The 25,381-nt window shown below is 60.1% G+C and carries 23 protein-coding genes; 12 read left to right on the forward strand and 11 right to left on the reverse strand.

Translation table 11 applies throughout. From position 1 onward, the window contains the following. Nucleotides 1-8 precede the first annotated feature (8 nt). From PR017_RS27510 to PR017_RS27525, 4 genes are all read right to left on the reverse strand, one after another. Complete coding sequence (locus tag PR017_RS27510; RefSeq protein WP_111218466.1) at nucleotides 9-1,049, reverse strand: ABC transporter permease; 1,041 nt, start codon at nucleotides 1,047-1,049, stop codon at nucleotides 9-11. A gap of 18 nt (nucleotides 1,050-1,067) precedes the next feature. Beyond that, the gene (locus tag PR017_RS27515; RefSeq protein ID WP_111218464.1) at nucleotides 1,068-2,567 is read right to left on the reverse strand and encodes a sugar ABC transporter ATP-binding protein; all 1,500 of its coding nucleotides are present in this window, start codon (nucleotides 2,565-2,567) and stop codon (nucleotides 1,068-1,070) included. A 111-nt stretch (nucleotides 2,568-2,678) separates the two neighbouring features. Continuing rightward, nucleotides 2,679-3,575 (reverse strand): NAD(P)-dependent oxidoreductase, encoded by an 897-nt coding sequence (locus PR017_RS27520; protein ID WP_111218462.1) that lies wholly within the window; start codon nucleotides 3,573-3,575, stop codon nucleotides 2,679-2,681. Between the two features lie 49 nt (nucleotides 3,576-3,624). Then, entirely contained in the window at nucleotides 3,625-4,389 is a 765-nt protein-coding gene (locus tag PR017_RS27525; protein ID WP_111218460.1) for an SDR family oxidoreductase, read from the reverse strand. Between the two features lie 133 nt (nucleotides 4,390-4,522). On the opposite strand from PR017_RS27525, the gene PR017_RS27530 reads away from it, so the two are divergent. Further along, nucleotides 4,523-5,464 (forward strand): 2-hydroxyacid dehydrogenase, encoded by a 942-nt coding sequence (locus PR017_RS27530; protein ID WP_111218458.1) that lies wholly within the window; start codon nucleotides 4,523-4,525, stop codon nucleotides 5,462-5,464. Between the two features lie 29 nt (nucleotides 5,465-5,493). After that, nucleotides 5,494-6,525, forward strand: coding sequence for an L-idonate 5-dehydrogenase (locus PR017_RS27535; protein ID WP_111218456.1), 1,032 nt, complete (start codon nucleotides 5,494-5,496; stop codon nucleotides 6,523-6,525). A 7-nt stretch (nucleotides 6,526-6,532) separates the two neighbouring features. Here the strand turns inward: PR017_RS27535 and PR017_RS27540 are convergent, their stop codons facing one another. Continuing rightward, nucleotides 6,533-7,522 (reverse strand): LacI family DNA-binding transcriptional regulator, encoded by a 990-nt coding sequence (locus tag PR017_RS27540; RefSeq protein WP_111218701.1) that lies wholly within the window; start codon nucleotides 7,520-7,522, stop codon nucleotides 6,533-6,535. Nucleotides 7,523-7,826: 304 nt separating this feature from the next. On the opposite strand from PR017_RS27540, the gene PR017_RS27545 reads away from it, so the two are divergent. Beyond that, nucleotides 7,827-8,750, forward strand: a complete 924-nt coding sequence (locus tag PR017_RS27545; RefSeq protein WP_111218699.1) for an SMP-30/gluconolactonase/LRE family protein — start codon at nucleotides 7,827-7,829, stop codon at nucleotides 8,748-8,750. A gap of 162 nt (nucleotides 8,751-8,912) precedes the next feature. Here PR017_RS27545 and PR017_RS27550 read toward each other — a convergent pair whose 3' ends face one another. From PR017_RS27550 to otnK, 3 genes are read right to left on the reverse strand one after another with little or no spacing between them, the layout of a single operon-like run. Further along, a complete protein-coding gene (locus PR017_RS27550; RefSeq protein ID WP_111218454.1) occupies nucleotides 8,913-9,806 on the reverse strand; it encodes an NAD(P)-dependent oxidoreductase in 894 nt (297 codons plus the stop codon). Between the two features lie 33 nt (nucleotides 9,807-9,839). After that, on the reverse strand, nucleotides 9,840-10,481 hold the full coding sequence (otnC, locus tag PR017_RS27555; protein ID WP_111218452.1) for a 3-oxo-tetronate 4-phosphate decarboxylase: 642 nt from the start codon (nucleotides 10,479-10,481) through the stop codon (nucleotides 9,840-9,842). Continuing rightward, nucleotides 10,474-11,757, reverse strand: a complete 1,284-nt coding sequence (gene otnK / locus PR017_RS27560) for a 3-oxo-tetronate kinase (RefSeq protein WP_111218450.1) — start codon at nucleotides 11,755-11,757, stop codon at nucleotides 10,474-10,476. The genes otnC and otnK overlap by 8 nt, the downstream gene beginning before the upstream one ends. 258 nt (nucleotides 11,758-12,015) lie before the next feature. Between otnK and ltnD the strand changes: the two genes are divergently transcribed. From ltnD to PR017_RS27605, 9 genes are all read left to right on the forward strand, one after another. After that, nucleotides 12,016-12,930, forward strand: coding sequence for an L-threonate dehydrogenase (ltnD, locus tag PR017_RS27565; RefSeq protein ID WP_111218448.1), 915 nt, complete (start codon nucleotides 12,016-12,018; stop codon nucleotides 12,928-12,930). 1 nt (nucleotide 12,931) lies between these two features. Next, nucleotides 12,932-13,705 carry a 2-oxo-tetronate isomerase gene (gene otnI / locus PR017_RS27570; protein ID WP_111218446.1) on the forward strand — a complete coding sequence of 258 codons (774 nt, stop codon included), beginning with the start codon at nucleotides 12,932-12,934 and terminating at the stop codon, nucleotides 13,703-13,705. A 356-nt stretch (nucleotides 13,706-14,061) separates the two neighbouring features. Continuing rightward, nucleotides 14,062-15,072 carry an ABC transporter permease gene (locus tag PR017_RS27575; RefSeq protein WP_111218444.1) on the forward strand — a complete coding sequence of 337 codons (1,011 nt, stop codon included), beginning with the start codon at nucleotides 14,062-14,064 and terminating at the stop codon, nucleotides 15,070-15,072. 66 nt (nucleotides 15,073-15,138) lie between these two features. After that, a complete protein-coding gene (locus PR017_RS27580; protein WP_111218442.1) occupies nucleotides 15,139-16,065 on the forward strand; it encodes a sugar-binding protein in 927 nt (308 codons plus the stop codon). Nucleotides 16,066-16,126: 61 nt separating this feature from the next. Next, complete coding sequence (locus PR017_RS27585) at nucleotides 16,127-17,629, forward strand: sugar ABC transporter ATP-binding protein (protein ID WP_111218440.1); 1,503 nt, start codon at nucleotides 16,127-16,129, stop codon at nucleotides 17,627-17,629. 47 nt (nucleotides 17,630-17,676) lie between these two features. Next, the gene (locus PR017_RS27590; RefSeq protein WP_111218438.1) at nucleotides 17,677-18,570 is read left to right on the forward strand and encodes an NAD-dependent epimerase/dehydratase family protein; all 894 of its coding nucleotides are present in this window, start codon (nucleotides 17,677-17,679) and stop codon (nucleotides 18,568-18,570) included. Between the two features lie 118 nt (nucleotides 18,571-18,688). After that, nucleotides 18,689-19,714 carry a LacI family DNA-binding transcriptional regulator gene (locus PR017_RS27595; protein WP_111218436.1) on the forward strand — a complete coding sequence of 342 codons (1,026 nt, stop codon included), beginning with the start codon at nucleotides 18,689-18,691 and terminating at the stop codon, nucleotides 19,712-19,714. Between the two features lie 198 nt (nucleotides 19,715-19,912). Next, nucleotides 19,913-21,841 carry a methyl-accepting chemotaxis protein gene (locus tag PR017_RS27600; RefSeq protein ID WP_111218434.1) on the forward strand — a complete coding sequence of 643 codons (1,929 nt, stop codon included), beginning with the start codon at nucleotides 19,913-19,915 and terminating at the stop codon, nucleotides 21,839-21,841. Nucleotides 21,842-22,313: 472 nt separating this feature from the next. Beyond that, on the forward strand, nucleotides 22,314-22,847 hold the full coding sequence (locus PR017_RS27605; protein ID WP_240538940.1) for an alpha/beta hydrolase: 534 nt from the start codon (nucleotides 22,314-22,316) through the stop codon (nucleotides 22,845-22,847). Nucleotides 22,848-22,857: 10 nt separating this feature from the next. On the opposite strand, the gene PR017_RS27610 is transcribed toward PR017_RS27605, so the two are convergent. From PR017_RS27610 to PR017_RS27620, 3 genes are all read right to left on the reverse strand, one after another. Further along, entirely contained in the window at nucleotides 22,858-23,721 is an 864-nt protein-coding gene (locus PR017_RS27610; RefSeq protein WP_111218430.1) for an SDR family oxidoreductase, read from the reverse strand. Nucleotides 23,722-23,791: 70 nt separating this feature from the next. Beyond that, nucleotides 23,792-24,967 (reverse strand): zinc-dependent alcohol dehydrogenase, encoded by a 1,176-nt coding sequence (locus PR017_RS27615; protein ID WP_111218428.1) that lies wholly within the window; start codon nucleotides 24,965-24,967, stop codon nucleotides 23,792-23,794. A 22-nt stretch (nucleotides 24,968-24,989) separates the two neighbouring features. After that, complete coding sequence (locus tag PR017_RS27620; protein ID WP_111218426.1) at nucleotides 24,990-25,349, reverse strand: SPW repeat domain-containing protein; 360 nt, start codon at nucleotides 25,347-25,349, stop codon at nucleotides 24,990-24,992. Nucleotides 25,350-25,381: the final 32 nt, after the last annotated feature.

Genomic DNA, 25,381 nt, shown 5'->3' on the forward strand with positions numbered 1-25,381 from the left:
GGCGTAGTCTACTTGGGCGCGGGCGTGATCCTCCTCACGGCGCCGCGCTTGCGCTGGGCGTAACCGGCTATGCCGATGGCAATAAGCAGGGTGACCCCGTTGAAGAGCGGCTCGATGAAGAAGGAGCCGCCGAATTGCTGGATGCCGGATATCCCGACAGCGAGAATGATGACGCCGATCAGCGTCCCCCAGACATTGACGCGTCCGGGCTTGATCGTCGTCGAGCCGAGGAAGGCGCCGACGAGGGCCGGCAGCAGATATTCGAGCCCGACGCTCGCCTGGCCGATGCGCAGCTTCGAGGCCAGAAGCACGCCGGTGAGTGCCGCCAGCAGTCCCGACGTCACGAAGGCACCGATCACGAACTTGCGCACCGGAATGCCATTGAGGGCTGCGGCCTTCGGGTTGGCGCCGATTGCATAGAGATAGCGGCCGACCGGCAGGTATTCGAGCACGACCCACATGCAGATGGCGATGCCGAGGACGTAGAAGCCAGTGATCGGCAGGCCGAACAGCATCGTTCCGTTCAGTGCATAAAAGCCGTGCGGCAGGACGCCGACGACCTGGCGGCCGCCGGTGTGCCAAAGCGCCAGCGCATAGAGGACGGTGCCTGTTCCAAGCGTCGCGATGAAGCTGTCAATCTTGGCGACTTCCACCAGCAGCCCGTTCAGGAAACCCGTGATGGTGCCGAGCGCCAGCACGATGAGGACGGCTACCGGCCAGGGAAGGCCGTAGGCGGTCTGAAGACTAATGGCGAGGATGTGCCAGAGCACGATGCCGTAACCGACGGTCAGGTCTATGCGGCCCGACGCCATCGGAATCATCGCGGCCAGCGACAGCAGCGCGATGATAGCCTTGTCCGACACGATGGAGCGAACGTTCAGAAGCGTCGGGAAGGTCGCCGGCAGCAGCAGGGAGAACAGCAGGATCAGCACGACGGTCAGGATCACCAGTCCGTAGACGGGGATCAGCCGGCCAATCTTCTGGCTGGTCGATAATCCGGCCAATTCGCCCTTCGTCGGCTCCAGCGCGGTTGATTCAATGGATTGCATGGCTTTCCTCCTGAATGTTCATGCTGCTTCGGACGCGGACGCAGCCGTGATGACCGCTTCCGTCGTCAGCGCATTGCCGGCCAGTTCGCTGACGATCCTGCCGCGCGAAAAGACAAGGGCTCTGTGGCAGATGTGGGCGATTTCCTCGAAATCGGTGGAGACGACGACGACGGCAAGCCCGGCATCCAGCGCCTGGGTGATAAGGCGGTAGATATCGGCACGGGCGCCGACATCGACGCCAGCGGTCGGATCTTCGGCAACCAGCAACTTACGCCCGGTCGCCAGCCAGCGGGCGACGACGACCTTCTGCTGATTGCCGCCGGATAGAGCTTCGACAGGCAAGTCGGGATCGTTGGGTCGCAGGCCGACGGAACGACCGATGGCCGAGGCTAGATCGGCTTCGCGTCGCGGGGAGAGAAAGGACAGCAATCCCCGGCCCGATGCACCGGGATTGAGGTAGGTGTTTTCGCGCACCGATAACGGCATGGCGACCGATTCCTCCGTCCGGTCGCGGGCGATCAGGCCGATTCCGGATGCCATGGCGCTTCGGGGGCTCGACAGGTCGGGTGTCTGGTCATGCAGCAGCACGCTGCCGGCAAAACCCTCGCAGCCGAAGAGCGCGCGGCCGATCAACTCCTGTCCGGCGCCGCGCAATCCCACCAGCCCGAGCAATTCGCCCTCGCGGATATCGAAGGACACCGGGCTGGTGCCGGCGCAGGCGAGGTCGCGAACCTTGACGATCGCCTTGCCGGCGACGGCCGGCTTCTTGGCAAACAGGTCGTGATTGCTGCGGCCGATAATCATCGTCACGAGCTCGTCCGGCGTTGTGTCGGCGACAGCCTTCTGGCCGACCATCTTGCCATCTCGAAGGACAGCGACGCGGTCGGCAATGCGGAAAATCTCGTCCAGCCGGTGCGAAACGTAGATCATTCCGACGCCGCGCTCCTTGAGAGGCCGGATGGCGTCGAACAGCCGCTCGACCTCGTCTGCCGGCAGGCTTGCCGTGGGTTCGTCGAGCACAAGGACGTCGGCTTCGACGGCAAGGGCGCGGGCAATCGCCACGAGGGACTTTTCCGTCCGGCTGAGGGAAGAGACCCGGGTCGTCGGATCGAAGTGGCAGCCCACCAGTTTCAGAGCATCCTCGGCGCGCGCCTGGGTTCGCTTCCAGTCGATCAGTCCGCGACGCATGGAGAACCCTTGCGCCAGGCCCATGTTCTCGCCGACCGTCATCCACTCGATCAGGCCGAGATCCTGGTGGATGAAGGCGACCGGCTGGCGTTGGTTGGGCCGCGACGGACGGTGATGATAGCTTTCGCCACGAAAGAGGATGTCGCCGGTGTCGGGCTTGTAGATGCCGGCGAGAGTCTTGATCAGCGTCGACTTGCCGGCGCCGTTCTCGCCAAGCAGGGCCAGGATCTCGCCTTCGCGCAGATCGAAGGAGACGTCACAGAGCGCTTGGGTTCCGCCAAACGTCTTGGTGATCGTCTGGAACTCCAGTAGCTTTTTTTTCGCTTCCACCGATGCTCCTCCCAAAGCCACGCGTATGCAGAGTTTTATGTTATCGATAACATCAATAGCCGGTCAAGCGAAAATCCATCCTCGACGGAAAACGTCCTGCGGCGTGGAAATTTACGGTGCGGCGGAGAAGCCGTCGAGCAGGCGCATCATCTCTGCGGAGTCGCGGCTGCCGAGACCGGCGGCACACAGCAGCCGGTGGATCTCCACCACAGCGCCCGTCATCGGAAGGGGTGTTTTCGTCTTCAGTGCGAAGGCCTGCAGCGAATCCAGGTCTTTCAACATGTTGTCGATCCGCCCGGTCGGCGAGAAATCCCGCTGGGCAAACTTGCCCATGAATTCCTGCAGGATACGGCTGTCCGCCCTGCCGCCCGCCAACGCCGCAGGGATTGCCGCCGGATCGACGCCGCCGGCTTCGGCGAGCTTCACAGCCTCCGCGACGGCCTGGAAAAGCACCGCACAGAAAAGCTGGTTGATGAGTTTCGTCGTCTGGCCGGCCCCCGTTCCGCCCATCAGCGTATAGTTGGCAGCCAGATGCTGCATGACGACGCGGGCCCGCTCGAAATCTGGCTCGCTGCCGCCCGCCATGATCGTCAGCCGTCCCGATAGTGCGCCCGGCACCCCTCCGGACAGCGGGCAGTCTACCCAGCCCATGCCTGTCTCGTCTCGCAGTCGGGTTGCTATCGAGGTCGTCTCGGCGGGGTCGATGGACGACATGTCGATCACCAGCTTGTCGGCACTGGCGGCAGTAGCCACGCCGGCATCGCCGAACACGACGGACCGGACGATGTCGGCGTGGTTGAGGCTGAGAATGCAGAACGCGCTCGTCTCGATGGCGGCCCGGACAGACTTTGCGGGCGTTGCGCCCTTGTCTGCAAGGGTCGCGACTTTCTCAGGATCGAGATCGAAAACAGATGTCGGATGACCTGTCTCGAGCAGGCGGGTGGCGATCGCCGTTCCCATGATGCCGGCGCCGATCACTGCAACGCTTGCCCTGTCCCTATCCATCACGTCCTCCTTCGCAATCCAAAGTCGTTGCCTCTAGAGGCGATACCTCACCTCAAAGGCAAGTGGTGATGCCGCCATCGACATAGAGCGTGTGGCCGTTGACGAAGGAAGAGCTTTTGCCGGAGAGGAAAACGGCAGCGCCGATCAGTTCGTCGACATCGCCCCAGCGCCCGGCCGGCGTGCGCTTTTCGAGCCACGATGTAAACTCCGGATTGTCGACCAGCGCCTGGTTCAGCGGTGTCTTGAAGTAGCCGGGGGCAATGGCGTTGATCTGCAGGCCATGCTTCGCCCAGTCGGCGCACATCCCTCTCGTCAGGTTGCGCACCGCGCCCTTGGTGGCGGTGTAAGGCGCGATGCCGGGCCTTGCCAGCTCGCTCTGGACCGAAGCGATATTGATGATCTTGCCCTCTTTGCGCGCGATCATGCCCTTGGCGACCGCCTGGCCCACGTAGAAGACGCTGGAAATGTTGGTTGCCAACAGAAGCTCCCACTTGTCGGCCGGAAACTCTTCCAGTGGCGAGCGAAACTGCATGCCGGCGTTGTTGATCAGGATGTCGATGGCGCCGATGCCAGCCTCGATGTCCGCAACGCCCTGATCGGTCGCATCCTTTTTAGTGACGTCGAAGACGGACGCATGGGCAACAAAGCCCTTTGCCCTCAGGGTTTCGACGGCGGCAGCCACTGCCGATGAAGTCCGGCCGTTGATCACCACCTCCGCGCCATAGGTCGCGAGGCCCTCGGCCAGGGCGTATCCGATGCCTTGGCTGGACCCGGTAATCAGCGCGCGCCGGCCGGTCAGATCGAACAGGTTCCTCATCTCGTCTCCTTCAATTCTTGCGGTCATCTGGAAATGTTTAGCATCGTCAGGGCAGAAATCATCCCTTGACATGACCAACCGAACTATATGTTATCGATAACATAATCAATCGACAAATCACGGGAGAGAAGACATGCCGAAGGCAGATATCCTGATGACCGGCGTGTATCCGGATTGGGACATGACGGCGCTGGAGGAAAACTATGTCGTACATCGTCTGTGGGAGGCCAAAGACAGGCAAGCCCTTTTGCAAGCTGTCGGCAAGGACATACGCGCCATCGCCACGAAGGGAGAACTCGGCGCGTCCGCCGAACTTATGGCGGCGTTGCCGAACCTCGAGATCGTGTCGTGCTACGGCGTCGGCACCGACGCCATCGATCTTTCCTATGCCCGCGACCGCGGCATTCGCGTCACCAATACACCCGATGTCCTGACCGATGACGTCGCCGATATTGCCATCGGATTGCTGCTGGCCGCAGCCAGGCGTATCGCCCAGGCAGACGTGTTCGTGCGCGCCGGCTACTGGCGCAACGGCGCGATGCCTCTGGTGACGCGAGTGTCCGGCAAGAAGCTCGGTCTCGTCGGCATGGGGCGCATCGGCCAGGCCATCGCCAGGCGCGGCGCAGCCTTCGGTTGCGATATCGCATACTTTTCCCGCAGCCAGCGCCCGGACGTCGCCTTCGCGTTCGAACCGGACCTGATCGCGCTGGCGAAATGGGCCGATTTCCTGGTGATCATCGTTCCCGGTGGGGAGGCTACCCGAAATCTGGTCGATGGCGCGGTGCTGGTAGCCCTCGGAGCTCAAGGGATACTGGTCAACGTCTCAAGGGGTTCAACCGTCGATGAGGCGGCGTTGATTGCTGCCTTGCAGGAAAAAACCATACAGGCCGCGGGCCTTGATGTGTTCTGGAACGAGCCCGACATCGACGCGCGTTTTATGACGCTCGACAATGTCGTCCTGCATCCGCATCATGGATCCGGTACAGTGGAAACGCGGCAGGCGATGGGCCAACTCGTTCGCGACAATCTCGCGGCGCATTTCTCCGGCGCAGCACTGCCCACCCCGGTTGTTTGAGGCCTACTCCCATTGTTTGAGGTAAGACCATGAAAGCACTTGTCATTCATGCCGCCAAGGATCTTCGGATCGAGGAAATACAGGCGGGATTGCCGGGGCCGGGACAGGTGGGCATTGCCATCCAGGCCGGCGGCATCTGCGGTTCGGACCTGCACTATTACAATCACGGCGGCTTCGGCACTGTGCGGCTGCGCGAACCGATGATCCTCGGGCATGAGATTGCCGGCACCATCAACGCCATCGGCGAAGGAGTGACTGATCTCTCTGTCGGCGACCGCGTCGCCGTTTCGCCCAGCAGACCTTGCAATCATTGCCGGTATTGCCTGAAAGGTCAGCAAAACCAGTGCCTCAACATGCAGTTCTACGGCAGCGCGATGCCGATGCCGCATATCCAGGGTGGCTTTCGCCAGCAGCTGGTGGCGGAAAGCTGGCAGTGCCACAAGGTCAGGGACGGCGTTTCCATCGAGGAAGCGGCCTTCGCCGAGCCGTTCGCGGTCGTCCTGCATGCGGTCAACCGCGCAGGTTCGCTGCTGGGCAAGCGCGTGCTGGTGACCGGGTGCGGGCCGATAGGCGCGCTCGCGATCATTGCGGCACGGGCACACGGCGCCCGCGAAATCGTCGTTACCGATGTCGTCGACAATGTTCTCAATCTGGCGCAGACCATCGGTGCGGACCGGACGATCAATGTCGCTTCCAACCCGCAAGATCTGTCCGCCTATGGCGTCGACAAGGGATATTTCGACGTGATGTTCGAAGCGTCCGGCAATGAACGGGCGGTCAGGGCAGGGCTGGAGGCGTTGGCGCCGCGCGCCGTGTTGGTCCAGCTCGGCCTCGGCGGCGATATCTCGCTGCCGCAGAACATGATCGTCGCCAAGGAAATCGAGATACGCGGGACCTTCCGGTTCCATGAGGAGTTCGCGCTGGCGGTCGATCTGATCAACAGCGGGCGGGTCGACCTAAAGCCATTGCTGACGGCAGTTTTTCCGATAGAGGATGCAGTGGCAGCCTTCGAGGCGGCGAACGATCGCAGCAAGGCCATGAAGGTGCAGATCGCCTTCTAGATTTGCCTCAGGCGCTTTCGCGCAACACGACGCGGCAGCTGGTGAGGGTGATCTCGTCGCCCTTCGGCTCTCCGCCCTGGATGGCTTCGAGCAGCTTTGCCGCCGCCTGGCTGCCGATGCCATAGCAATCGGCATTGATCGTGGTGATGCGCGGGTGGCAGATCGACGAGATCTCGTAGTCACCGAAGCCGGCGATAGCGATATCTTCCGGCACGCGCATGCCGCGGCGCTGGCATTCCATCATCGCACCGAAGGCCGACAGGTCGGAAACGCACAGCACGACCTCGGTGTCGGGCCAGCTTTCGAGCATGCTGACGATCGCCTGCGCGCCCTGCTGCATGGTGATCGGTGGGACGCCGAAGGAGATCACGCGGCCGGGCCCGAGTCCTAGTTCCTCGACGGTTTTCAGGAAGCCGCTGCGCCGCTGGCTGCCACGCGTGTCGCGCGCCGTGGTGCCGCCGATATAGCCGAACTTGCGGTAACCCTTGTCGGCCAGTGCCCGCACGAGCATCGACATGGCCTCGCCATTCGAGAAGCCGACGACATGGCCGAGAGGCTTTTCGGGTATCTCCCAGGTCTCGACGACCGGGATATTGGCATTTTCCAGCATGCGCCTCGCGCGTATCGTGTGCGATCCACCGGTCAATATGATGCCTTCCGGCCGCCGCCGCAGCATCGCCTCGATCAGCTTTTCTTCCTTGTCCGCCGCATAGTCTGTGTAGCCGAGAAGCAGCTGCAGGCCGGTATTTTCGAGCGCGTCGGTGATGCCCCTGGCGGTGTCGGAAAAGTTGGAATTGTTGATCGATGGCACCAGCGCCGCAATGAAGCCGGTGCGCCGGGACGACAGGCTGCCGGCCGACTGGTCAAGCACGTAGCCGAGTGCATCGACGGCATCCATGATCCGCTTGCGCGTTTCCTCGGAGACGCTGGCATCCTGCCGAAAAGCCCGCGAGACTGTCATCGCGGAAACGCCGACATATTTGGCGACCTCAGCCATCGTCAGCTTCTGGATGTCTCGCGGCGCGCCGTTCGGCCTGCCCCCGGCTGGTTTTTTCACTGTGTCCCCATACGTATCGGTTGCCCAAAACACCGCGCGGCTTCGAGCAAGGTTCAACAATAAAGTTATCGCTACCATCGCACAATCGCAAAGTTTCGCACTCTCGCACTGCGCGTATCGCCAAAGGGCTCTCTCTGAGCGTCTTATGTTACCGGTCGCAAACTAATTTGATCCTAGCAACATCAGGGTCTTGGCTGAACGGGAGAAAATGATATCGATAACCGAAATGCAGATGGAGGTGACGATGTTTGGTGAAATCGAAGGCAGCGGCTTTGAAGTTCTCGATCCTCGTTTCGAGGCCTGCTTTGTCGGCCATGCGCGGGTCGAGCGGCTCTGGACTGGAGGCCGCTGGCTGGAGGGCCCGGCCTGGTTTGCGCCCGGACGCTACCTTGTGTTCTCCGACATCCCGAACAATCGGATGATGCGCTACGATGAAACCAGCGGTCAGACATCCGTGTTCTGGTCGCCCTCGAACAATTCCAACGGCAATACCGTCGACAATGAAGGCCGGCTCGTCACCTGCGAGCATTTGACACGGCGGGTCACCCGGACGGATTTCGACGGCAAAATCACTGTCATCGCCGATCAGGTTGACGGCAAGCGTCTGAATTCTCCGAACGACGTGACCGTGAAGTCGGACGGCACAATCTGGTTTACAGATCCGACGTACGGCATCCTGACCGACTACGAGGGAGATTATGGCGAGGAGGAGATCGGCGGTTGCCACGTCTACTGCCACGATCCGCGGACGGGAACGCGTCGTGTCGCCGCCGATTTCGTCAAGCCGAACGGGCTGGCTTTCTCGCCGGACGAATCCATTCTCTACGTTTCGGATACCGGCGTTTCGCATCTCAGCGGCGGGCCGCGTCATATCCGCAAACTAGCCGTATCCGCCGACGGCAGGCTCGAAAACATCGGCGTTTTTGCCGAGTGCACGTCAGGGCTGTTCGATGGCTTCCGGGTCGATCGCAAGGGTCGCATCTGGGCCAGTGCCAGCGACGGCGTTCACGTCTACGATCCCGACGGCACCCTGATCGGCAAGGTCCGGATCCCCGAAGGCGTATCCAACCTCACCTTCGGCGGTCCGAAAGGCAATCGGCTGTTCATCACCGGAACGACCTCGCTATACGCGGTGTATGTGACGGCGAACGGAGCGAAACTAGGCTGACGTTATGCATGGTATCGTCACGTTCCGAGATGGTGGTAGGCACGCTTGTAGTAGCCAGCGCCTTTACCGCGGATAGCCTTCACCGGCGGCCTCGATTAACGCCTGCCTCTGCCAGAAAGTGCCCGGCGGCCACAAGGCCGCCGAAGCATCGTCATTTTACGCTTAGCTCGCGCCATTTGCCTTGGCTATGAAGTCCGTAAGGTGCGGAACGTAGTCTTCCGCCCCGGCACCGCCATTAGCCATAGCCACGGCGAACGAGTTCTTCACCGCGCTCGACATTGTAGTGGTGACGGTCGCGGCATTTGCCATCGATTCCACGTAGCGCATGTCTTTGTAGGCATTGCTGAGAGTGAACTTGTGGGCTTCCCGGTTGCCTTCCAGCGCATAGCCCATGAAGGTCTGATAGAAGCCGCAGTCCATGCGTCCGCCGCGGATCACCTGGTCGAATGTCTCTATCGAGATGCCGACTTTTTTCGACAGCGCCAGGGCCTCGGAATAGAGCGCGGCATAGCCGAGCGAGATAAAATTGTTCAGGAGCTTCATCCGATGGCCGTCGGCGACGCCGCCGATGTGGACGATCTTCCCCGCCCATGTCGAGATCACCGGCTTGATGCGCTCAAAAACCGCCGCGTCTGCGCCGACCATGCAATCGAGAGTACCCGCCCACGCTTCTTTCGGCGTGCGGCTCAAGGGGGCATCGGCATAGAGAACGCCGATCTCGGCCATCTCTGCGGCCAGCGTCTGCGTCACCGTGGGCTCGCCGGTCGAGCAATCGATGATGACGGTCCCGGCGGCAAGTCCGGGTTTCATTGCCGCGACAGCTGCGGCAACTTCCGGCGAGCCGGTCAGGCAAAGAAAGACGATAGTGGAGTGACGGGCCAGTTCCTCGAGGGACTTTGCCTCGGTGGCTCCCCTTGAAACCAGATCATCGACCGGCACTCGGTTGCGATGGGCGACGACCTGCAGCGGGTAGCCCTTTTCAACGATATTCTTTGCCATGCCATGGCCCATCAGCCCGGTGCCGACAAACCCGATGGTCTCAGTGGTATTGCTCATTTTACTCTCTCCCTGAACGTAGATGGTCGGCAATCATGACAAATTGAATTTGCTGCGGAGCTCGTCTACCTGCTGTGGCGTCAGCGCGCGCAACACGTGGTTTTGCAGCATCAGGAACAGCTTGGCTGTTTCCTCGAGTTCCTCGGTCGCATACTGGGCGTTGGCAAGCGAAGTTCCGGCGACGACAGGACCGTGATTTGCCAGAAGCACCGCGTGATGCTTGCCGGCCAGCGCCTTCACGGCGTGCGCTAATTCCGGATCTCCCGGCGCGAAATAGGGCACCAGCGGCAAGCGGCCGATGCGCATCACATAATATGCCGTCAGCGCTGGAAGCACATCGTTGGGATCGACGTCGGCAAGGATGCTGACGGCTGTGGCATGGCTCGAATGCAGGTGGACGACGGCTGCCGCTTCTGACCGTTCGTCATACATCGAAAAATGCAGGACGGCTTCCTTGGTCGGCTTTTCTCCCGACAAGAGCTGGCGGGATGCGTCGAAATGTGAAAGCCGATCTGGCTCGAGATTTCCCAGCGAGGCGTTCGTCGGCGTCATCAACCATCCGCCATCGGCAAGGCGCACCGAGATGTTTCCGCTTGAGCCGGCAGTCAGGCCGCGATTGAACAGCGAGGCGCCGACGCGGCAGATATCGTCGCGCGCTTTGTTGATCTCACGCATTCCCGTGCTCCGCTCGTAACAGATGCCATGCCTTCAGAAAGAAATCCTCGGTACCGAAGTTTCCCGATTTCAGCGCCAATGCCAAGTCCGGGCCGTTGATGCTGCGGGTCCAGGGGACGCCGGGATCGATCTCCGGCCCGATCTCGAGCATCGCCACCTGCAGCCCAGCAACGATAGCACCGGATGTTTCGCCACCGGCAACCAGAAACTTCGTAAATCCTCTGTTCTTCAAATGGGTTGCGACTTCGGCCAGCGTCGTTTCGACCAATGCGCCGGATTGGTGCCTGCCCATCGATGCCTGAATGTCTGCAAGGGCGGCCGGATCTGCGCTCGAATACATAAGCACCGGCGCAGAGCTGTCCTGCGCAAGAGCCCAGTCTGCTATCTCCGAAGCCGTCTGCCTACCGTCCGAAATTGCGTTTACATCGAGCGCTAGCGTCGGCATGCCGCTGTGTCGCGCCGCCTCGATCTGGCCGCGGGTTGCGACCGAGCAGGATCCTGCCAGAATGGCTGCCCGACCCGCTGGCGCCGCCATTTGCACTTGTTCCTGCCGACGTGCGACGCGGCCCTTGGCAACGAGATCTTCCGCAAGGCCCAAGCCGATGCCTGAGCCGCCTGTTACAAGCCGCATATCCGCACACGCTTGTCCGATGGCATGCAGATCGGTGTCTGCAAGGGTGTCCACGATCACGATCCGGCGCCCGGCTACTTTTTCTGCTGCGAAAGCCCCTGATATCGCGTCCTGTCCGGACCTTAAGATATTGATATCGACCAGTCCTACGGCCAGCGACGTCTGACGGCCCAGCACCCGCACGATATTTGCGTCGGTCATCGGATTGAGCGGATGATCCTTCAGGGGGCTGTCCGACAGCAGCTGATCTCCGACGAAGAGGTGGCCTTTGTAGACGGTCCGGCCTGCTGCCGGAAAGGATGGACAGGCGATTGTGAAATCGACATCGAGGAGCGTCATCAGCGCTTCTGTGACCGGCCCGATATTTCCCTCGTCCGTGCTGTCGAAGGTCGAGCAGTATTTGAATAGAAACTTTTCCGCCCCCGCAGCAAGCAGGGCTCGGGCTGCGGCGCAAGACATATCAACCGCTTCATCGGCTGGAATCGATCGCGACTTGAGGGCAATGACGACAGCATCGGCATTGGGAAACTTTTCATCTGGCGCGGGCACGCCGATGCGCTGCACCGTTCGCAGACCCGCGCGCGAAAGCATCAGGCAGAGATCGGTAGCACCGGTAATGTCGTCCGCAATTGCGCCTATCAGCACGTTCGTTCCTCATTATGCCAGCCGGTATACTGCTCCCAGGGTGTGAGCGAGGATGCATCCGACGGTAGCATCGAATTTCCTCCGCGCCGTCCCTTTCGCGCTCGACCGTGTTGTTGCTTCAGCGCAAAAAGCCCTTGCATTGCTTTTCCGACGCGCGCTAACTGTGTTTATGGCAACGCTATCATTTGAATTTGACGAGCACAAGCGCGTGTTTAATCCTGCGGTATCGGCCGCACTCCATTCGGCAAGGAAGCTCAGATGACGACAAAACCTCAACAGACTGCCTGCGTGATCGGGTTGGGATCCATGGGGTTCGGGATAGCGGCCTCTCTTCTTCGCGGCGGCTTCGATGTCGTCGGCTGCGATGTCAGTGCGGACGCGATGGCGCGGTTCGAGGCGCTCGGTGGAAGGGTTGCTGGACTGCCGATCGATGCCGGGCGGGACGCGCAGATCGTGATTTCGGTCGTGGTCAATGCGGCGCAGACAGAGGCTGTCCTGTTCGGGGAGAATGGCGCCGTGACCGAAATGGGCAAGGGCGGTACCGTTTTGTCCTGCGCAACCATGTCGCCGGAGGCTGCGCGGGATTTTGAGCGTCGCGCGCAAGCTCTTGAATTGCTTTACATCGATGCACCGATCAGCGGGGGCGCGACGCGTGCTGCTGCTGGTGAACTGACGATCATGGCATCCGGTGCGCCAGAGGCATTCGTCTCGGCACGTCCCGCCCTTGAATGTATTGCCACCAAGGTCTACGAACTCGGCGACGCTGCGGGGGTCGGTGCTGCGTTCAAGATCGTCAACCAGTTGCTGGCCGGCGTGCACATCGCCGCTGCCTGCGAGGCCGTGACCTTCGCGAAGGCCATGGACCTGGATATTGCCAAGGTTTACGAGGTTATCTCGGCCTCCGCCGGCAATTCCTGGATGTTTGAGAACAGGGTTCCGCATATCCTGGAGGGCGATTACCGTCCGCGCAGTGCTGTCGATATCTTCACCAAGGATCTCGGCATCGTCTCGGATATCGCCCGCAATCTCAAATTTCCCACGCCCATAGCATCGACTGCCCTGCAGATGTTCGTCATGACGGCTGCCGCCGGCATGGGGCGCGACGACGATGCATCGATCGCGCGTATGATCGCGAACCTGACTGGGCTCGATCTTCCCGGCCTGGAGGCCTGATATGCCACGTTTTGCGGCCAATTTGACCATGATGTTCACAGAAGTTGGCTTCCTCGACCGTTTCGCCGCTGCTGCTGCGGCAGGGTTCGATGCGGTGGAGTATCTGTTCCCATACGATTTCGACCCGGTCGATATTGCCGAGCGATTGCATCGTCTCAAGCTCTCGCAAGCGCTTTTCAATTTGCCGCCGGGCGATTGGGCATCGGGCGAAAGAGGCCTCGCAGCGCTGCCAGAGCGAACGGATGAATTTCGCGCGTCTGTCGCGACCGCGCTCCGATATGCTGCGGCAACAGGCGTCAAGCGGTTGCACGTGATGAGCGGGCTGGCCGAGCGGTCGGACCCGGCCGCCGTCGCCGCCTATCGCCAGTCAATCGCCTACGCATGCGACAAGGCGGGCGAGACCGGGCTGGATATCGTCCTGGAGCCGATCAACGGGCGCGACATGCCCGGATATTTCCTCAATAATTTCAATTTCGCAGCGGATTTGATCGCAGATCTTGGATATCCGAACCTGAAATTGCAGTTCGATATCTACCATCGCCAGATCATCCATGGCGACGTGCTCTCTGGGCTGCGAACGATGATGCCCATCATAGGCCACGTTCAGACCGCATCGGTGCCCCTACGCCACGAGCCTGGAACGGGAGAGCTCGACGACTTTACCGTCCTGCGTGAACTCGATCGGCTGGGATATGACGGTTTTGTCGGCTGCGAGTACCGCCCGGCACGCGGCACGATCGAAGGCCTCGGATGGCTGGCGATCTTTCGCCAATAGGGATGCAGTCAATTAATAGCCGACATGCTGACTAACAGCGCTGCGATTCAACAGAGAAATTCTGTACGTTTCAGGCACTGGCAGACGCGGGGAATGACCGCGCGCACTTCCACCTTGACCGCATAACGCCGATAAATTCGTTCCATCTTACATAAAATCGAAAACGAGCTTGACAGATGGCGGAATTGGCAGAAGTTATGGCAGCGCTGTCATAAACATTTCAATGCAGTCTTTGAATAGCTGGCCTTGCATACCCCATCACCGCCGAAAGCATCTGGAGGTTGCGATCTGCGGTGACGATAGACAAACGGATATGCTGACAGCTCACGCGAGCAGCGGCGATAGGAGGAGATTTTATGTCCGGACTCGTCAATGACGAACCGTCGCCCCGTAACTCGTCATCGGGCTTTCTTGCCCAGTTGGCGAAATTGCGTCATGTGCGAGAGGTCAACGTGCTCGTCGCCCTCGTGGTAGTCGGCGCGCTGATCAGCCTCTACACGCCATATTTCCTGACGACCAATAATCTGATGGGCGTGTTTCGCGCATTCTCGCTGACGGCGATCATGAGCATCGGGATGGTTATGGTCATCATCACCGGCGGCATCGATCTATCGGTCGGCTCGGCAATGGGTCTCGCCTCGCTGGTGACCGCCCTGTGCTTCGAAGCCGGTTTCTCGACCGGCGGCAGTGTTGCTGCCGGCCTTTCGGTCGGCGTGGTGTTCGGGTTTATCAATGGCGCGCTGATCACCATGATCGGGCTGCCGCCGTTTATTGCGACACTCGGGACGCTCAGCATCGGGCGCGGCCTCATGTACATGATCACCCACGGCGTTCCTGTCACGCCGACACCGCCCGATGCGTTCTCCATCCTCGGCCAGGGCTATCTCGGCCCGGTGCCGGTGCCCGTCGTGATCATGCTGGTTCTCATGGCGATATTCGCGCTGATCATGCGCCGTACGCGTTTCGGTCGGCATATCTACGCGACAGGTGGCAACGAAAATGCGGCGCGCCTGAGCGGCGTGAAGGTCGATCGGGTAAAACTGGCGGTCTACGTGCTGTCTTCGACCATCGCGGCGGCGGCCGGCGTCATTGCATTCTCCAGGTACCTGTCCGCCGAACCTGCGTCCGGCTTTGGATCCGAGCTCGATGTGATCGCTGCTGCCGCAATCGGCGGCGCCAGCCTTGCCGGTGGGGTCGGCAGCGTCTCTGGCGCCGTCATCGGTGCGGCACTGGTCGGCGTCATCGCCAACGGTGTCGTCCTGCTCAACATCAATACCTATGCCCAGCAGGCCATCACCGGCGGCGTGATCCTCATTGCCGTGAGTCTGGACGTCTTGAGAAATCGGCTCTCCGGAGGTCGCGGATAACGCGAAGGCTGCAAGTTTCAATGAAGATACCCGGCGGAGGACGTACGGGTGAGGAGGAGAAGGAAGATGAACGAGTTCAAAAAAGCAGTGTTTGCCGCATTGGTATCGATGACGGCGGTCGGCGGCGCGGTGGCGCAGGACATTACCATCGCCGTGGTCCCGAAAGTGGCGGTGCCGTTTTTCGACGACTGTAACAAGGGCGCCCAGGAGGCGGCCGAGGCTGCAGGCGTCGACTACCAGTGGGTTGTTCCGCAGAACACCCAAGGGTCGACACAGGTCAAGATCATAGAAGATCTCATCGCCCGCCATGTCAGCGGTATCGCCGTTTCGGTCAACGAGCCGAAGTCGGTGGAGGGCATCATCAAGCAGGCAATGGCGGCCGGCATCAAAGTCCTGACCTTCGATAGCGACAGCGCCAAGAGCGGCCGCAGCATGTATATCGGCACGATCAACAAGCAGGCCGGCGTTACCATGGGTAAATCCATGGGCGAAGCGCTCGGCGGCAAGGGCGAGGTCGCCATCGTCACCGGCCAGCTCGGCGCCTCCAATCTCAACGAGCGGATCGACGGCGTCAAGGAAGCGCTGAAGGCGTTTCCCGATATCAAAGTCGTCGCTACCGAGGGCACCGAAGACGACCTCGCAAAGGCCGTCTCGGTGACGGAGGCGTTGCTGCGCGGAAACCCCAAACTGGCCGGCATTATCGGCGTCAGCCAGGTCGGCGGCCCCGCCGCTGCCAAGGTCCTGGCAGAGCAGGAATTCTCCGATCGCAAGGCCGGCGTTAAGGTCTACGCCTTCGACGATCTGCCCGACACGATCAAGGGCGTCAAAAACGGTTACATCGCCGGTATCATGGTCCAGCGTCCCGTCACCATGGGCAAGCTTGCCGTCGAGCACCTTGTCGCCCAGATCAAGGGAACGGAAACCGAAAGCAAGGATGTCGACACCGGCGTGACGGTTGTCAACGCCTCCAACATCGGCAGCTACACGAAGTAGGCGTCAAGGCCGACGGCGCCGGAACGGGCGCCGTCGGCAGCATCCTCATGTGGAGATTATCATGACGCCTTTTCTCGAAATGCGCGGCATCTCGAAGACTTTTCCCGGTGTCCACGCCCTTAAAAACGTCGATCTCTCGCTGAGCAGCGGTGAAGTCCATGTGCTCGCCGGAGAAAATGGCGCGGGAAAAAGTACCCTGATGAAGATCATGACGGGCGTCTACCGCGCCGATCCGGGCGGCTCGATCCGTGTCGACGGGCAGGAGGTAACGATCAGCGACCCCGTCCACGCACGGTCGCTGGGCATCAGCATCATCTACCAGGAGCTTGCGGTGGTGAATAATCTCACCGTGGCCGAAAACATCTTTCTAGCCCGCGAGCCTCTCGGTCCCGGCGGTCTCATCGATACGCGCAGGATGAACGCCGAAACACTGGCGGTGCTCGCCGAGCTGGAAATGACCATCGAGCCGACGACGCGTGTCGGCAATCTCAGCATCGGCCAGAAACAGATGGTCGAGATCGCGCGGGCGATCTCGTATCGCTCGAAATTGATCATCATGGACGAGCCGACCGCATCGCTCAGCCATCACGAAGCGTCCACCCTGATGCGGGTGGTCCGGAAGCTCGTCGCGCAGCAGATCGGTATCGTCTATATCTCGCATCGCATGGACGAGATTTTCGAGATTGCCGATCGGGTCACGGTCTTGCGTGACGGCCAGACGGTCGATACGCGGCCGATTGCCGAAATGACCCGTGAGTTGCTGGTGCGCAAGATGGTCGATCGCGACCTGTCGCAGCTGTTCGGCGAGCATCAGTCCTACGCCACATCCGACATCTTGCTTTCCGTCCGCGGACTGGGGCTGAAGAGCAGGACTCCACATGGTGCCAAGTTGCAGGATATTTCCTTCGACCTGCACAAGGGCGAGATCTTGGGCTTCTTCGGGCTCGTCGGGTCCGGTCGTACTGAAATCATGGAGATGATCTTTGGCTGGCGTCCGCGCGTCGGCGATGTGATGATAGAAGGTGCTACGGTGACGATCCGCGATCCCGCCGATGCCATCGATCTCGGTATCGGCTTCGTTTCGGAAGACCGCAAGGAACTGGGGCTCGTGCTCGGCATGTCGGTGCGTGAAAATTTCAGTCTCACGCACCTGTCCGACTATTGTACGCTGGATGTCGTCAACCAGAAGCGGGAGACCAGCGCCTGCGCTGCGTTCATCCGCTCTCTCGGTATCAAGACGCCGTCGACGGAGCAAAAGGTGCTGAATCTTTCCGGGGGAAACCAGCAGAAGGTGGTCATCGCCAAATGGGTGGCGCGACATCCGCGTATCCTGATTGTCGACGAGCCGACGCGCGGCATCGACATCGGTGCGAAATCCGAGGTTCACACGCTTCTCAACAGCCTTGCAAAGCAGGGGATTGCGATCATCGTCGTCTCCTCCGACTTGCCGGAGATCCTGGCCATCAGCGACCGGATCGTCGTGCTGAAGGAGGGCCGCATCACCGGCAAGATCGAGCGCAGCGAGGCGACGCAGGAGCGCATCATGCTCGCCGCAACAGCTTGACGAATTGGGTTCGGCGCACATTTTTCAACGAAAAGGAGATCTAGAAAATGACCAAGCGCATTGTGTTTACAGGTGGTACGGGGAAGGCCGGTCGTCACGCCGTTCCCTACCTGCTGGAAAAGGGATATTCCATTCTCAATGTCGACCTGAAGCCTCTCGACCTGCCGGGCGTGAATACGCTGATTACCGACATCACCGACAGCGGCCAGGTGTTCAACGCGTTGACCACGCATTTCGGTTTTGATGGCTACGACGATGGCGCACCGCCGTCTGCCCCCGACGCCGTCGTTCATTTCGCCGCTATTCCCCGGGTCATGATCGAGCCAGACAACAAGACGTTTTCCGCCAACGTCATCGGAACCTACAACGTCATCGAAGCGGCCATGAAACTTGGTGTCCGCAAGGTCATCATCGCTTCGAGCGAGACCACTTATGGCGTCTGCTTTGCCGAAGGTGACAAGGATTTTCACAGTTTCCCGCTGGAAGAAGACTACGACAGCGACCCGATGGACAGCTACGGCCTGTCGAAGGTCGTCAACGAGAAGACGGCACGGGCCTTTTCGATGCGCTACAACGCCGACATCTACGCCCTGCGCATCGGCAACGTCATCGAGCCCCATGAGTATTCCAACTTTCCGGCCTACCTCGACAACCCGATGTCGCGCAAACGCAACGCCTGGAGCTATATCGACGCCCGCGATCTCGGCGAGATTGTTCATCTCTGCATCGAGAAGGACGGCCTCGGCTATCAGGTCTTCAACGCGGTCAACGACACCATTACCGCCGACCTGCCGACTTCGGAGTTCCTCGCCAAATACTGCCCGCAAACTCCCGTAAAGCGTGAGATGGGAAGAGATGAAGCGCCGATTTCCAATCGCAAGGCTCGCGAAGTCCTCGGTTTCCGGGAAGCGCATCCGTGGAAGAACTATGTGAAGCGCTGAACTAATCCGGCCGGGGCTGATTTGCATTTTCAGCCCCGGCCAAATACCGTGCGAACAAGGAGCATGATGGTCGCTCGATTGGCCAATCCTGACCATGGCCGAAACGGGAATACGCATAATGACAACACGGCGCCGCCTTCCCGACAGAAAGTCCAAGATAACCCTGCGTGAAGTTGCGCTGCGGGCCGATGTGAGCGAATCGACCGTATCCCGCATCATGCGCAACCAGTCGCTGGTCGCCGATGCGACGCGCGAAAAGGTCATGGAAACCGTACGGGCGCTCGGATATGTGCCGAACCGGATCGCAGGCTCGCTTGCGTCGCTTAACTCCCATCTGATTGGCGTAGTCATTCCCTCGCTGTCGAATATCGTCTTTCCGGAAGTCATCCAGGGCGTGCACGAGGCTCTGAAATCCTCGGATTTCCAGGCCGTCATCAGCACCACGGAATATGATATCGACCGGGAAGAGGTGATGGTGCGTGGCCTTCTGGCCTGGAAGCCGGCTGCGATCCTCATTGCGGGTTTCGATCACACCATGGCGACGCGACGGATGCTGGACCAGAGCGGCGTGCGCGTCGTCGAACTGATGGATATAGACAGCGCGCCGATCGACATCGCCGTTGGCATGTCGCACCGCAAGGCGGGTCACGCGATAGGGCAGCATCTGATCGCGCGGGGCTACCGTCATTTCGGCTACGTGGGTCACGACTGGGCAGCGGACCGCCGCGCACGGCTGCGCTACGATGGGCTAAGGGAGGCCTTGGCGGAGGCTGGCCTGTCGATCGAGGCGCATGCGATTGCGGATGGTCCAAGTTCGGTCGGCACCGGTCGCGATCAGACCAAAAACCTTTGCGCGACGTCTTCCAAGATCGATGTGGCAGTCTATTCCAATGACGACATGGCCGTAGGAGGGGTTTTCCATTGCCTGAGCGCCGGCATTTCGCTGCCCGACGACATGGCGATCTTCGGCTTCAACGGCCTCGAAATTGGCCGCGAACTGCCGCAGCCGCTCTCGACGCTGCGCTCCAACCGTTTCATGATCGGCAAGAAGGCGATCGAGGCTATCCTGGAATCGCCGGAGCGATGCACCCGTCCGGTTGTCATCGACACAGGCTTTGAGATTTTCTCCGGCGCCACGGCGTGAAACGGGAAATCGCAGCGGCACGCTTGGTCCCCTTACCACACGCGAAATTCCTGGCGCACTCAACCTTCTAGTCAAGTTAACTCGATGTAAATCAGGATACTTTAGCGGTTTTTTGGTTCGGTCCGGTGAGCCATGATGGCCTGCTTCTAGTGTTTCAGTTTGCTCAAATGCACGAGCGACTGCCATGAGAGTTTGTCCATGTCCCTCCTCGAGAACCTGAAGATAAAAACAAAGATCCTGGCAATCGTTCTTCCCATCTGTGCCATCGGCATCGGCGGAGCACTGGTGCTCGCCAACAGTTTCCAGTCTGCAGATGCAAGCTACAGCGACTTTATCGACAAGGATAACGGTGCCCTGATCGGCATGGCAAGATCGAGCCAGCGCCTTGTCGCTATCGGTTACGATGCCTATCAGATCGTCAATTACGACGCCTCTTCCCCGCAGTTTGCGGCTGCGAAGGCTGATTTCGACGAGAGCTCCATCCGTCTGATTGCTCGCCTCGAGGAAACCAAGAAACTCATCCCGGATCAGGCAGCGGAGATCGAAAGGTTTCACCAGCAATATTCGGAGATACTGAAGACCGCCACGGCGGCGGTGAACTTCGGTGCCGCCAATCGCGACAAGGAAGCTCTTGCCCAGATGGCCCTCGTCGATGGCGAGATCGCTGCTACCGTCAAGGATGTCCGCAACTGGATCGATGCGACCACCAAGCGGGTGTCCTCCAGGTCGTCACAGCTCTCGGATCTGACGGCCAGCACAATATTTTACACCATAGCAATACTCGGCGGCGTCTTCGCACTTGCCATCGCCGGCGCACTCTTCATTTCGTCGCGCGGCATCACCACGCCGATCGAGAAATTGCGTGCCCGCATGAACGCGCTTGCCAACGGCGAGACGAAGGCTGACATCGACGGCGCCGGGCGCGGCGATGAAGTCGGACAGATGGCCGCCGCCGTCGTCGTGTTCCGCGACAATGCCCTGGAACGCATCCGTCTTGAAGCCGAAGCCGACGACAATCGCAGCGGTTCCGAGAAGGAGCGTGCGGCGCGCGAGGCACAAAAGGCCAAGGAAGCAGCAGACACCAGGTTTGCTGTCGATCAGCTTGCCAATGGCCTCGTACGTCTGGCAGACGGCGACGTCGCCTATCGCCTGACACAGCCTTTCGTCGCTGACCTCGACGCTCTTCGCCTGAACTTCAACGACTCAGTCACCAAGCTTCAGGATGCGCTTGTCGCGGTCGAGCACAACGCACGCGGCATCGATTCAGGTGCCAACGAAATCCGCTCGGCGGCAGACGATCTGTCGCGCCGCACGGAACAGCAGGCCGCTTCTGTCGAGGAGACGGCGGCAGCGCTTGAAGAAATCACCACTGCGGTCAAGGATTCAACGCGTCGCGCCGAAGAAGCGGGCTCTCTCGTCGCGCGTGCCCGTGCCGGTGCCGAGAAGTCGGGCGAAGTCGTTCGCAATGCCGTCACTGCGATGCAGCAGATCGAGAAGTCTTCGGGTGAAATCAGCAATATCATCGGTGTAATCGATGAGATTGCCTTCCAGACCAACCTGCTGGCCCTCAACGCTGGCGTCGAGGCTGCCAGAGCAGGTGAAGCCGGCAAGGGTTTCGCGGTCGTCGCCCAGGAAGTCAGAGAACTGGCCCAGCGTTCTGCCAAGGCAGCCAAGGAAATCAAGGCCCTCATCGTCTCGTCGAGCGCGCAGGTGCAGACAGGCGTCAAGCTGGTGGCCGAGACCGGTAGCTCGCTCGAGACGATCGTAACAGAGGTCCAGGAGATCAACCTCCACGTTTCCGCCATCGTCGAAGCCGCGCGCGAACAGTCTGTCGGTCTTCAGGAGATCAACACTGCGGTCAACGCGATGGACCAGGGAACACAGCAGAATGCCGCGATGGTCGAGCAATCCACCGCTGCCAGCCACACGCTTGCCAAGGAAGCAGCGTCCCTCAATGAATTGCTGTCCCGCTTCAAACTCGGCAAGCAGACGGGAAGCATGAGCACGCTGCCGCAAGCGGCATCGAGAGCTTCGCGACCTGTCGCATCGCCGGCGCGCGCGCTCGGCAACACATTGCGCAGCGCCTACAACGGCTCGGCTGCCGTCAAGGAATGGGAAGACTTCTGATCCCCGCCCAATCGAGTGCCGTGCCATCGATCGGCGCGGCACTCAGCGTTGCTTGCCCGCCTCAATGCCGGAAACGACGTGAATTCCGCTGCGTTGAGCTACAATGGAACACCGATTTTTGCGGTTACCCGAGGATTGTCAAAGCTGATCGACAGCCCAAATCGGACAGGTCCTGTAGAACAAAAATCTTTCGCCTTGCAAGATATTTGGCCAGCCAATTTGCGGAACCTTTGATTTCGAAACCCATTGTTTTGCCGAGATCGCGATTGTGTCAGCTGGACACGACGGAGATGGTGAACACGGGGATTTTTCCAGTTTCTTTCCGTGGCCAACGAAACGGCAGCCGAGCGCCCAATCCGTCCAGTCGCGATCTCTCCATTCTCCAATAAGAGGCATTCCGTAGCCATTGGCACATCCCCTCAGCAGACTTGTCATATTGCTTCACGGGATGGGCGGTGCAGGGTCCCAGATGATGCCAGCCGTGGGACCTTGGCGGCAAGTGCTGCAGAACACGAGGTTTGTTGCGCCTGATGCTCCCTTTCCTTCGGCGAATGGTGGACACCAATGGTTCCGAGCGGATGGACAGGAATTGCGACCCGATCACATCGCTTTCGTCAGGGAAGCGTTTGACCGCTTGATCGAAGGTATCGTCACACGCGAAGGCTTTGACGACGCACTGGACAAGGTAGCTTTCGTAGGTGTTTCACAGGGCTCAATCATGGCGCTGGATGCGGTAGCATCGGGGAGGTGGAAAGTCGGAGCTGTCGTTACTTTTGCCGCGTTGTTGCCGCTGCGGCCGATCCCCACGGAAAATGCTGTCGCAATCCTTATGATCCACGGGCAAAATGACCTTAGGATACCTGCAGCAGCTTCAAAGGCCGCCGCCGGGCAGTTAAGAGCGGCGGGCTTTGAGGTTGAGCTCGAAATCTTGCCAGGAGTCGGTCACACCGTTTCATCCCATGGTGCAGCGAAGGCCCTGGCCTTTCTCAAGAAGCGTTTCGCCTGAGGTCAACCAATCAGATCATTATCGACCCACCAGTTACAGGCACCACAGCTCCGGTCATGTAGCTGCCTAGGCCGGAGGCCAGTAGTACATAGGCTCCGGCGAGCTCGGCAGGCTGACCTGCCCTAGCCAGCGGCATCTTTTCGCCGAACACTTTAGCCTTCTCTTGAGGCAGGGTCGACGGAATGAGCGGTGTCCAGATCGGACCGGGAGCGACGGCATTTACGCGGATTGCCTTTTCAGCAAGCATCTGCGCAAGCCCTGCTGTGAAGTTGGATATCGCGCCTTTCGTGGCTGCATAGGCAAGCAGCTCGGGCGACGGCTGCCGAGACTGGATCGAGGTCGTGTTGATGATGGCGCTGCCTTCCCTCATATGGGGAGCTGCGGCCTTGCACAGGAAGAACATTGCGTGGATGTTCGTCTGGAAGGTTTCCAGCCATTCGTCGGTGCTGATTTCATCCATCGATTCGCGTGAGCGCTGGAAGGCAGCGTTGTTGACCAATACGTCCAGGCGACCGAACTCGCGAACAGTCTTCTCAACCAGACTCTTGCAATGATCCTCGCTTTTGATGTCGCCAGGGAGAAGGATCGCTCGCTGTCCAGCCTTGCGTACCCATCCGGCGGTCTCCTCCGCATCCTCATCCTCGCTGAGATAGGAAATGGCGACGTCGGCGCCCTCACGGGCGAAAGCGATGGCAACCGCTCGCCCTATGCCGGAATCTCCACCCGTGATCAGTGCGACTTTTCCGACAAGCTGTCCGGCACCGCGATAGGATTTCTCGCCGTGATCCGGCAAGGGGTCCATGAGCTTCGTCAAGCCAGGGGGCTTCTGTTGGGGAGCAGGATAGGAAGGAGTGGGGCGGGATTCGTCAGACATGGATCAAATTCCTCTTACATTGTACGTGGGACAAACGGGCGTGACGCGATATCGTGTCACGCCGCATGGGTCACGCGGTCAGGACCACTTTGATGCAACCGTCTTTCTTGTCCCGGAAGGTCTCGTAGAGGGCGGGGCCATCTTCGAGCTTCGCCCGGTGGGTGATGATGAAGGTTGGATCGATCTCGCCTTCCTCGATGCGGCGCAGAAGATCGAGGGAATAGCGGTTGACGTGCGTCTGGCCAGTCCGGATTGTGAGGCCCTTGTTCATTGCGGCTCCAAAGGGAATCTTGTCGAGGAAGCCACCGTAGACGCCCGGGACAGAAACGATGCCACCAGGACGGCAGGCCATGATTGCCGTGCGCAAAGTATGGGGACGATCCGTTCCCATCAGCGTTGCTGCCTTCACCTTGTCGATGACGGCATCGAAAGAGGCGGTCGCATGCGATTCCGCGCCGACCGCGTCAATGCATTTGTCGGCGCCGTGGCCGCCTGTCATGTCTTTGATGCGATCGGGTATTGTGCCATCGACCTCGTCGAAATTGATGATTTCTGCTCCGGCGAGTTGGGCCAGCGCCAAACGTTCCGGAACATTGTCGATGGCGATAACCCGTTGGGCACCCTGCATCAGGGCACTCTTGATGCAGAACTGGCCGACGGGGCCGCAGCCCCATATGGCGACGATGTCGGTCGGCTCAATCTCGCAGTTGGCTGCGGCCATCCAGCCAGTCGGAAAGATATCCCCGAGGAACAGCGCCTGTTCGTCAGTCATGCCGTTCGGGATAACGATCGGCGAAACGTCTGCATAGGGCACGCGAACGTATTCGGCCTGACCTCCTGCATACGCTCCAGTCAGATGGGAATAGCCGAAGAGACCAGCAGTCGGGTAGCCGAATGCTTTGGTAGCGTTGTCTGCAGTTCGATTGCTCCGTTCGCAGACTGACCAGTTGCCCTTCAGGCACTGCGAGCACTCGCCGCAGCAGATCGTGAATGGAACGACGACGCGGTCGCCGACCTTGAGTTTCTTGTTGTCGCGGCCAACTTCGACGACTTCGCCCATGAACTCGTGCCCAAGGATGTCGCCTTTCTCCATGAACGGGATATAGCCGTCCATCAGATGCAGGTCAGAGCCACAGATCGCGCAAGCGGTCATCTTGATGATAACATCCCTGCCATCCTCGATCTGGGGATCGGGAACGCTATCGCAGCGAATGTCGCCTTTGCCATGCCAGCATAGTGCTTTCATCGTAAATCTCCTTAAAAGGGGTTCATTTATTGGCAGCGGTGCCGAGAGCACGCACATCCGTAACAGCGACCAGCACGAGGGCGAGGATGCCCAATGCGTAGTTGGGCCAGCGGCTCCCCGCCGGGAAATCGAGTAGCCGGGGTGTGAGCAGCATCGCCAGTCCGAACACGGCATCCAGCAGCAGATGAAAGCGGATGCGGAGGTAGCGGACCAGTCCAAGCTCGTAGTCGGTGAGGGCGCTGTACAGAATGACCGACGACCCGATTACGACAAGCGTCCCCGTCTGCAACCCCTGCAAGCCCAGGGCAAACGGCAGCACAATCACCAGCAGTCCGACCAGATAGTCAAGTACGCCGTGAAACATCGTCGGCAGGAAGCGCATGTCATGTCACCTTGGTTGTCGTGCAAGCACTA

It is taken from the genome of Rhizobium tumorigenes (genome assembly GCF_003240565.2).
GTDB lineage: Bacteria > Pseudomonadota > Alphaproteobacteria > Rhizobiales > Rhizobiaceae > Rhizobium > Rhizobium tumorigenes.

Coding starts and splice junctions, on each gene's coding strand:
- PR017_RS27535 (WP_111218456.1), top strand. CDS start 5,494: ATGAAAGCACTTGTCATTCATGCCGCCAAGGATCTTCGGATCGAGGAA.
- PR017_RS27580 (WP_111218442.1), top strand. CDS start 15,139: ATGAACGAGTTCAAAAAAGCAGTGTTTGCCGCATTGGTATCGATGACG.
- otnI (WP_111218446.1), top strand. CDS start 12,932: ATGCCACGTTTTGCGGCCAATTTGACCATGATGTTCACAGAAGTTGGC.
- PR017_RS27615 (WP_111218428.1), bottom strand. CDS start 24,967: ATGAAAGCACTATGCTGGCATGGCAAAGGCGACATTCGCTGCGATAGC.
- PR017_RS27540 (WP_111218701.1), bottom strand. CDS start 7,522: ATGGCTGAGGTCGCCAAATATGTCGGCGTTTCCGCGATGACAGTCTCG.
- PR017_RS27525 (WP_111218460.1), bottom strand. CDS start 4,389: ATGAGGAACCTGTTCGATCTGACCGGCCGGCGCGCGCTGATTACCGGG.
- PR017_RS27585 (WP_111218440.1), top strand. CDS start 16,127: ATGACGCCTTTTCTCGAAATGCGCGGCATCTCGAAGACTTTTCCCGGT.
- PR017_RS27530 (WP_111218458.1), top strand. CDS start 4,523: ATGCCGAAGGCAGATATCCTGATGACCGGCGTGTATCCGGATTGGGAC.
- PR017_RS27600 (WP_111218434.1), top strand. CDS start 19,913: ATGTCCCTCCTCGAGAACCTGAAGATAAAAACAAAGATCCTGGCAATC.
- PR017_RS27545 (WP_111218699.1), top strand. CDS start 7,827: ATGTTTGGTGAAATCGAAGGCAGCGGCTTTGAAGTTCTCGATCCTCGT.
- PR017_RS27550 (WP_111218454.1), bottom strand. CDS start 9,806: ATGAGCAATACCACTGAGACCATCGGGTTTGTCGGCACCGGGCTGATG.
- PR017_RS27610 (WP_111218430.1), bottom strand. CDS start 23,721: ATGTCTGACGAATCCCGCCCCACTCCTTCCTATCCTGCTCCCCAACAG.
- PR017_RS27620 (WP_111218426.1), bottom strand. CDS start 25,349: ATGCGCTTCCTGCCGACGATGTTTCACGGCGTACTTGACTATCTGGTC.
- PR017_RS27595 (WP_111218436.1), top strand. CDS start 18,689: ATGACAACACGGCGCCGCCTTCCCGACAGAAAGTCCAAGATAACCCTG.
- PR017_RS27590 (WP_111218438.1), top strand. CDS start 17,677: ATGACCAAGCGCATTGTGTTTACAGGTGGTACGGGGAAGGCCGGTCGT.
- otnC (WP_111218452.1), bottom strand. CDS start 10,481: ATGCGTGAGATCAACAAAGCGCGCGACGATATCTGCCGCGTCGGCGCC.
- ltnD (WP_111218448.1), top strand. CDS start 12,016: ATGACGACAAAACCTCAACAGACTGCCTGCGTGATCGGGTTGGGATCC.
- PR017_RS27575 (WP_111218444.1), top strand. CDS start 14,062: ATGTCCGGACTCGTCAATGACGAACCGTCGCCCCGTAACTCGTCATCG.
- PR017_RS27605 (WP_240538940.1), top strand. CDS start 22,314: ATGCCAGCCGTGGGACCTTGGCGGCAAGTGCTGCAGAACACGAGGTTT.
- PR017_RS27510 (WP_111218466.1), bottom strand. CDS start 1,049: ATGCAATCCATTGAATCAACCGCGCTGGAGCCGACGAAGGGCGAATTG.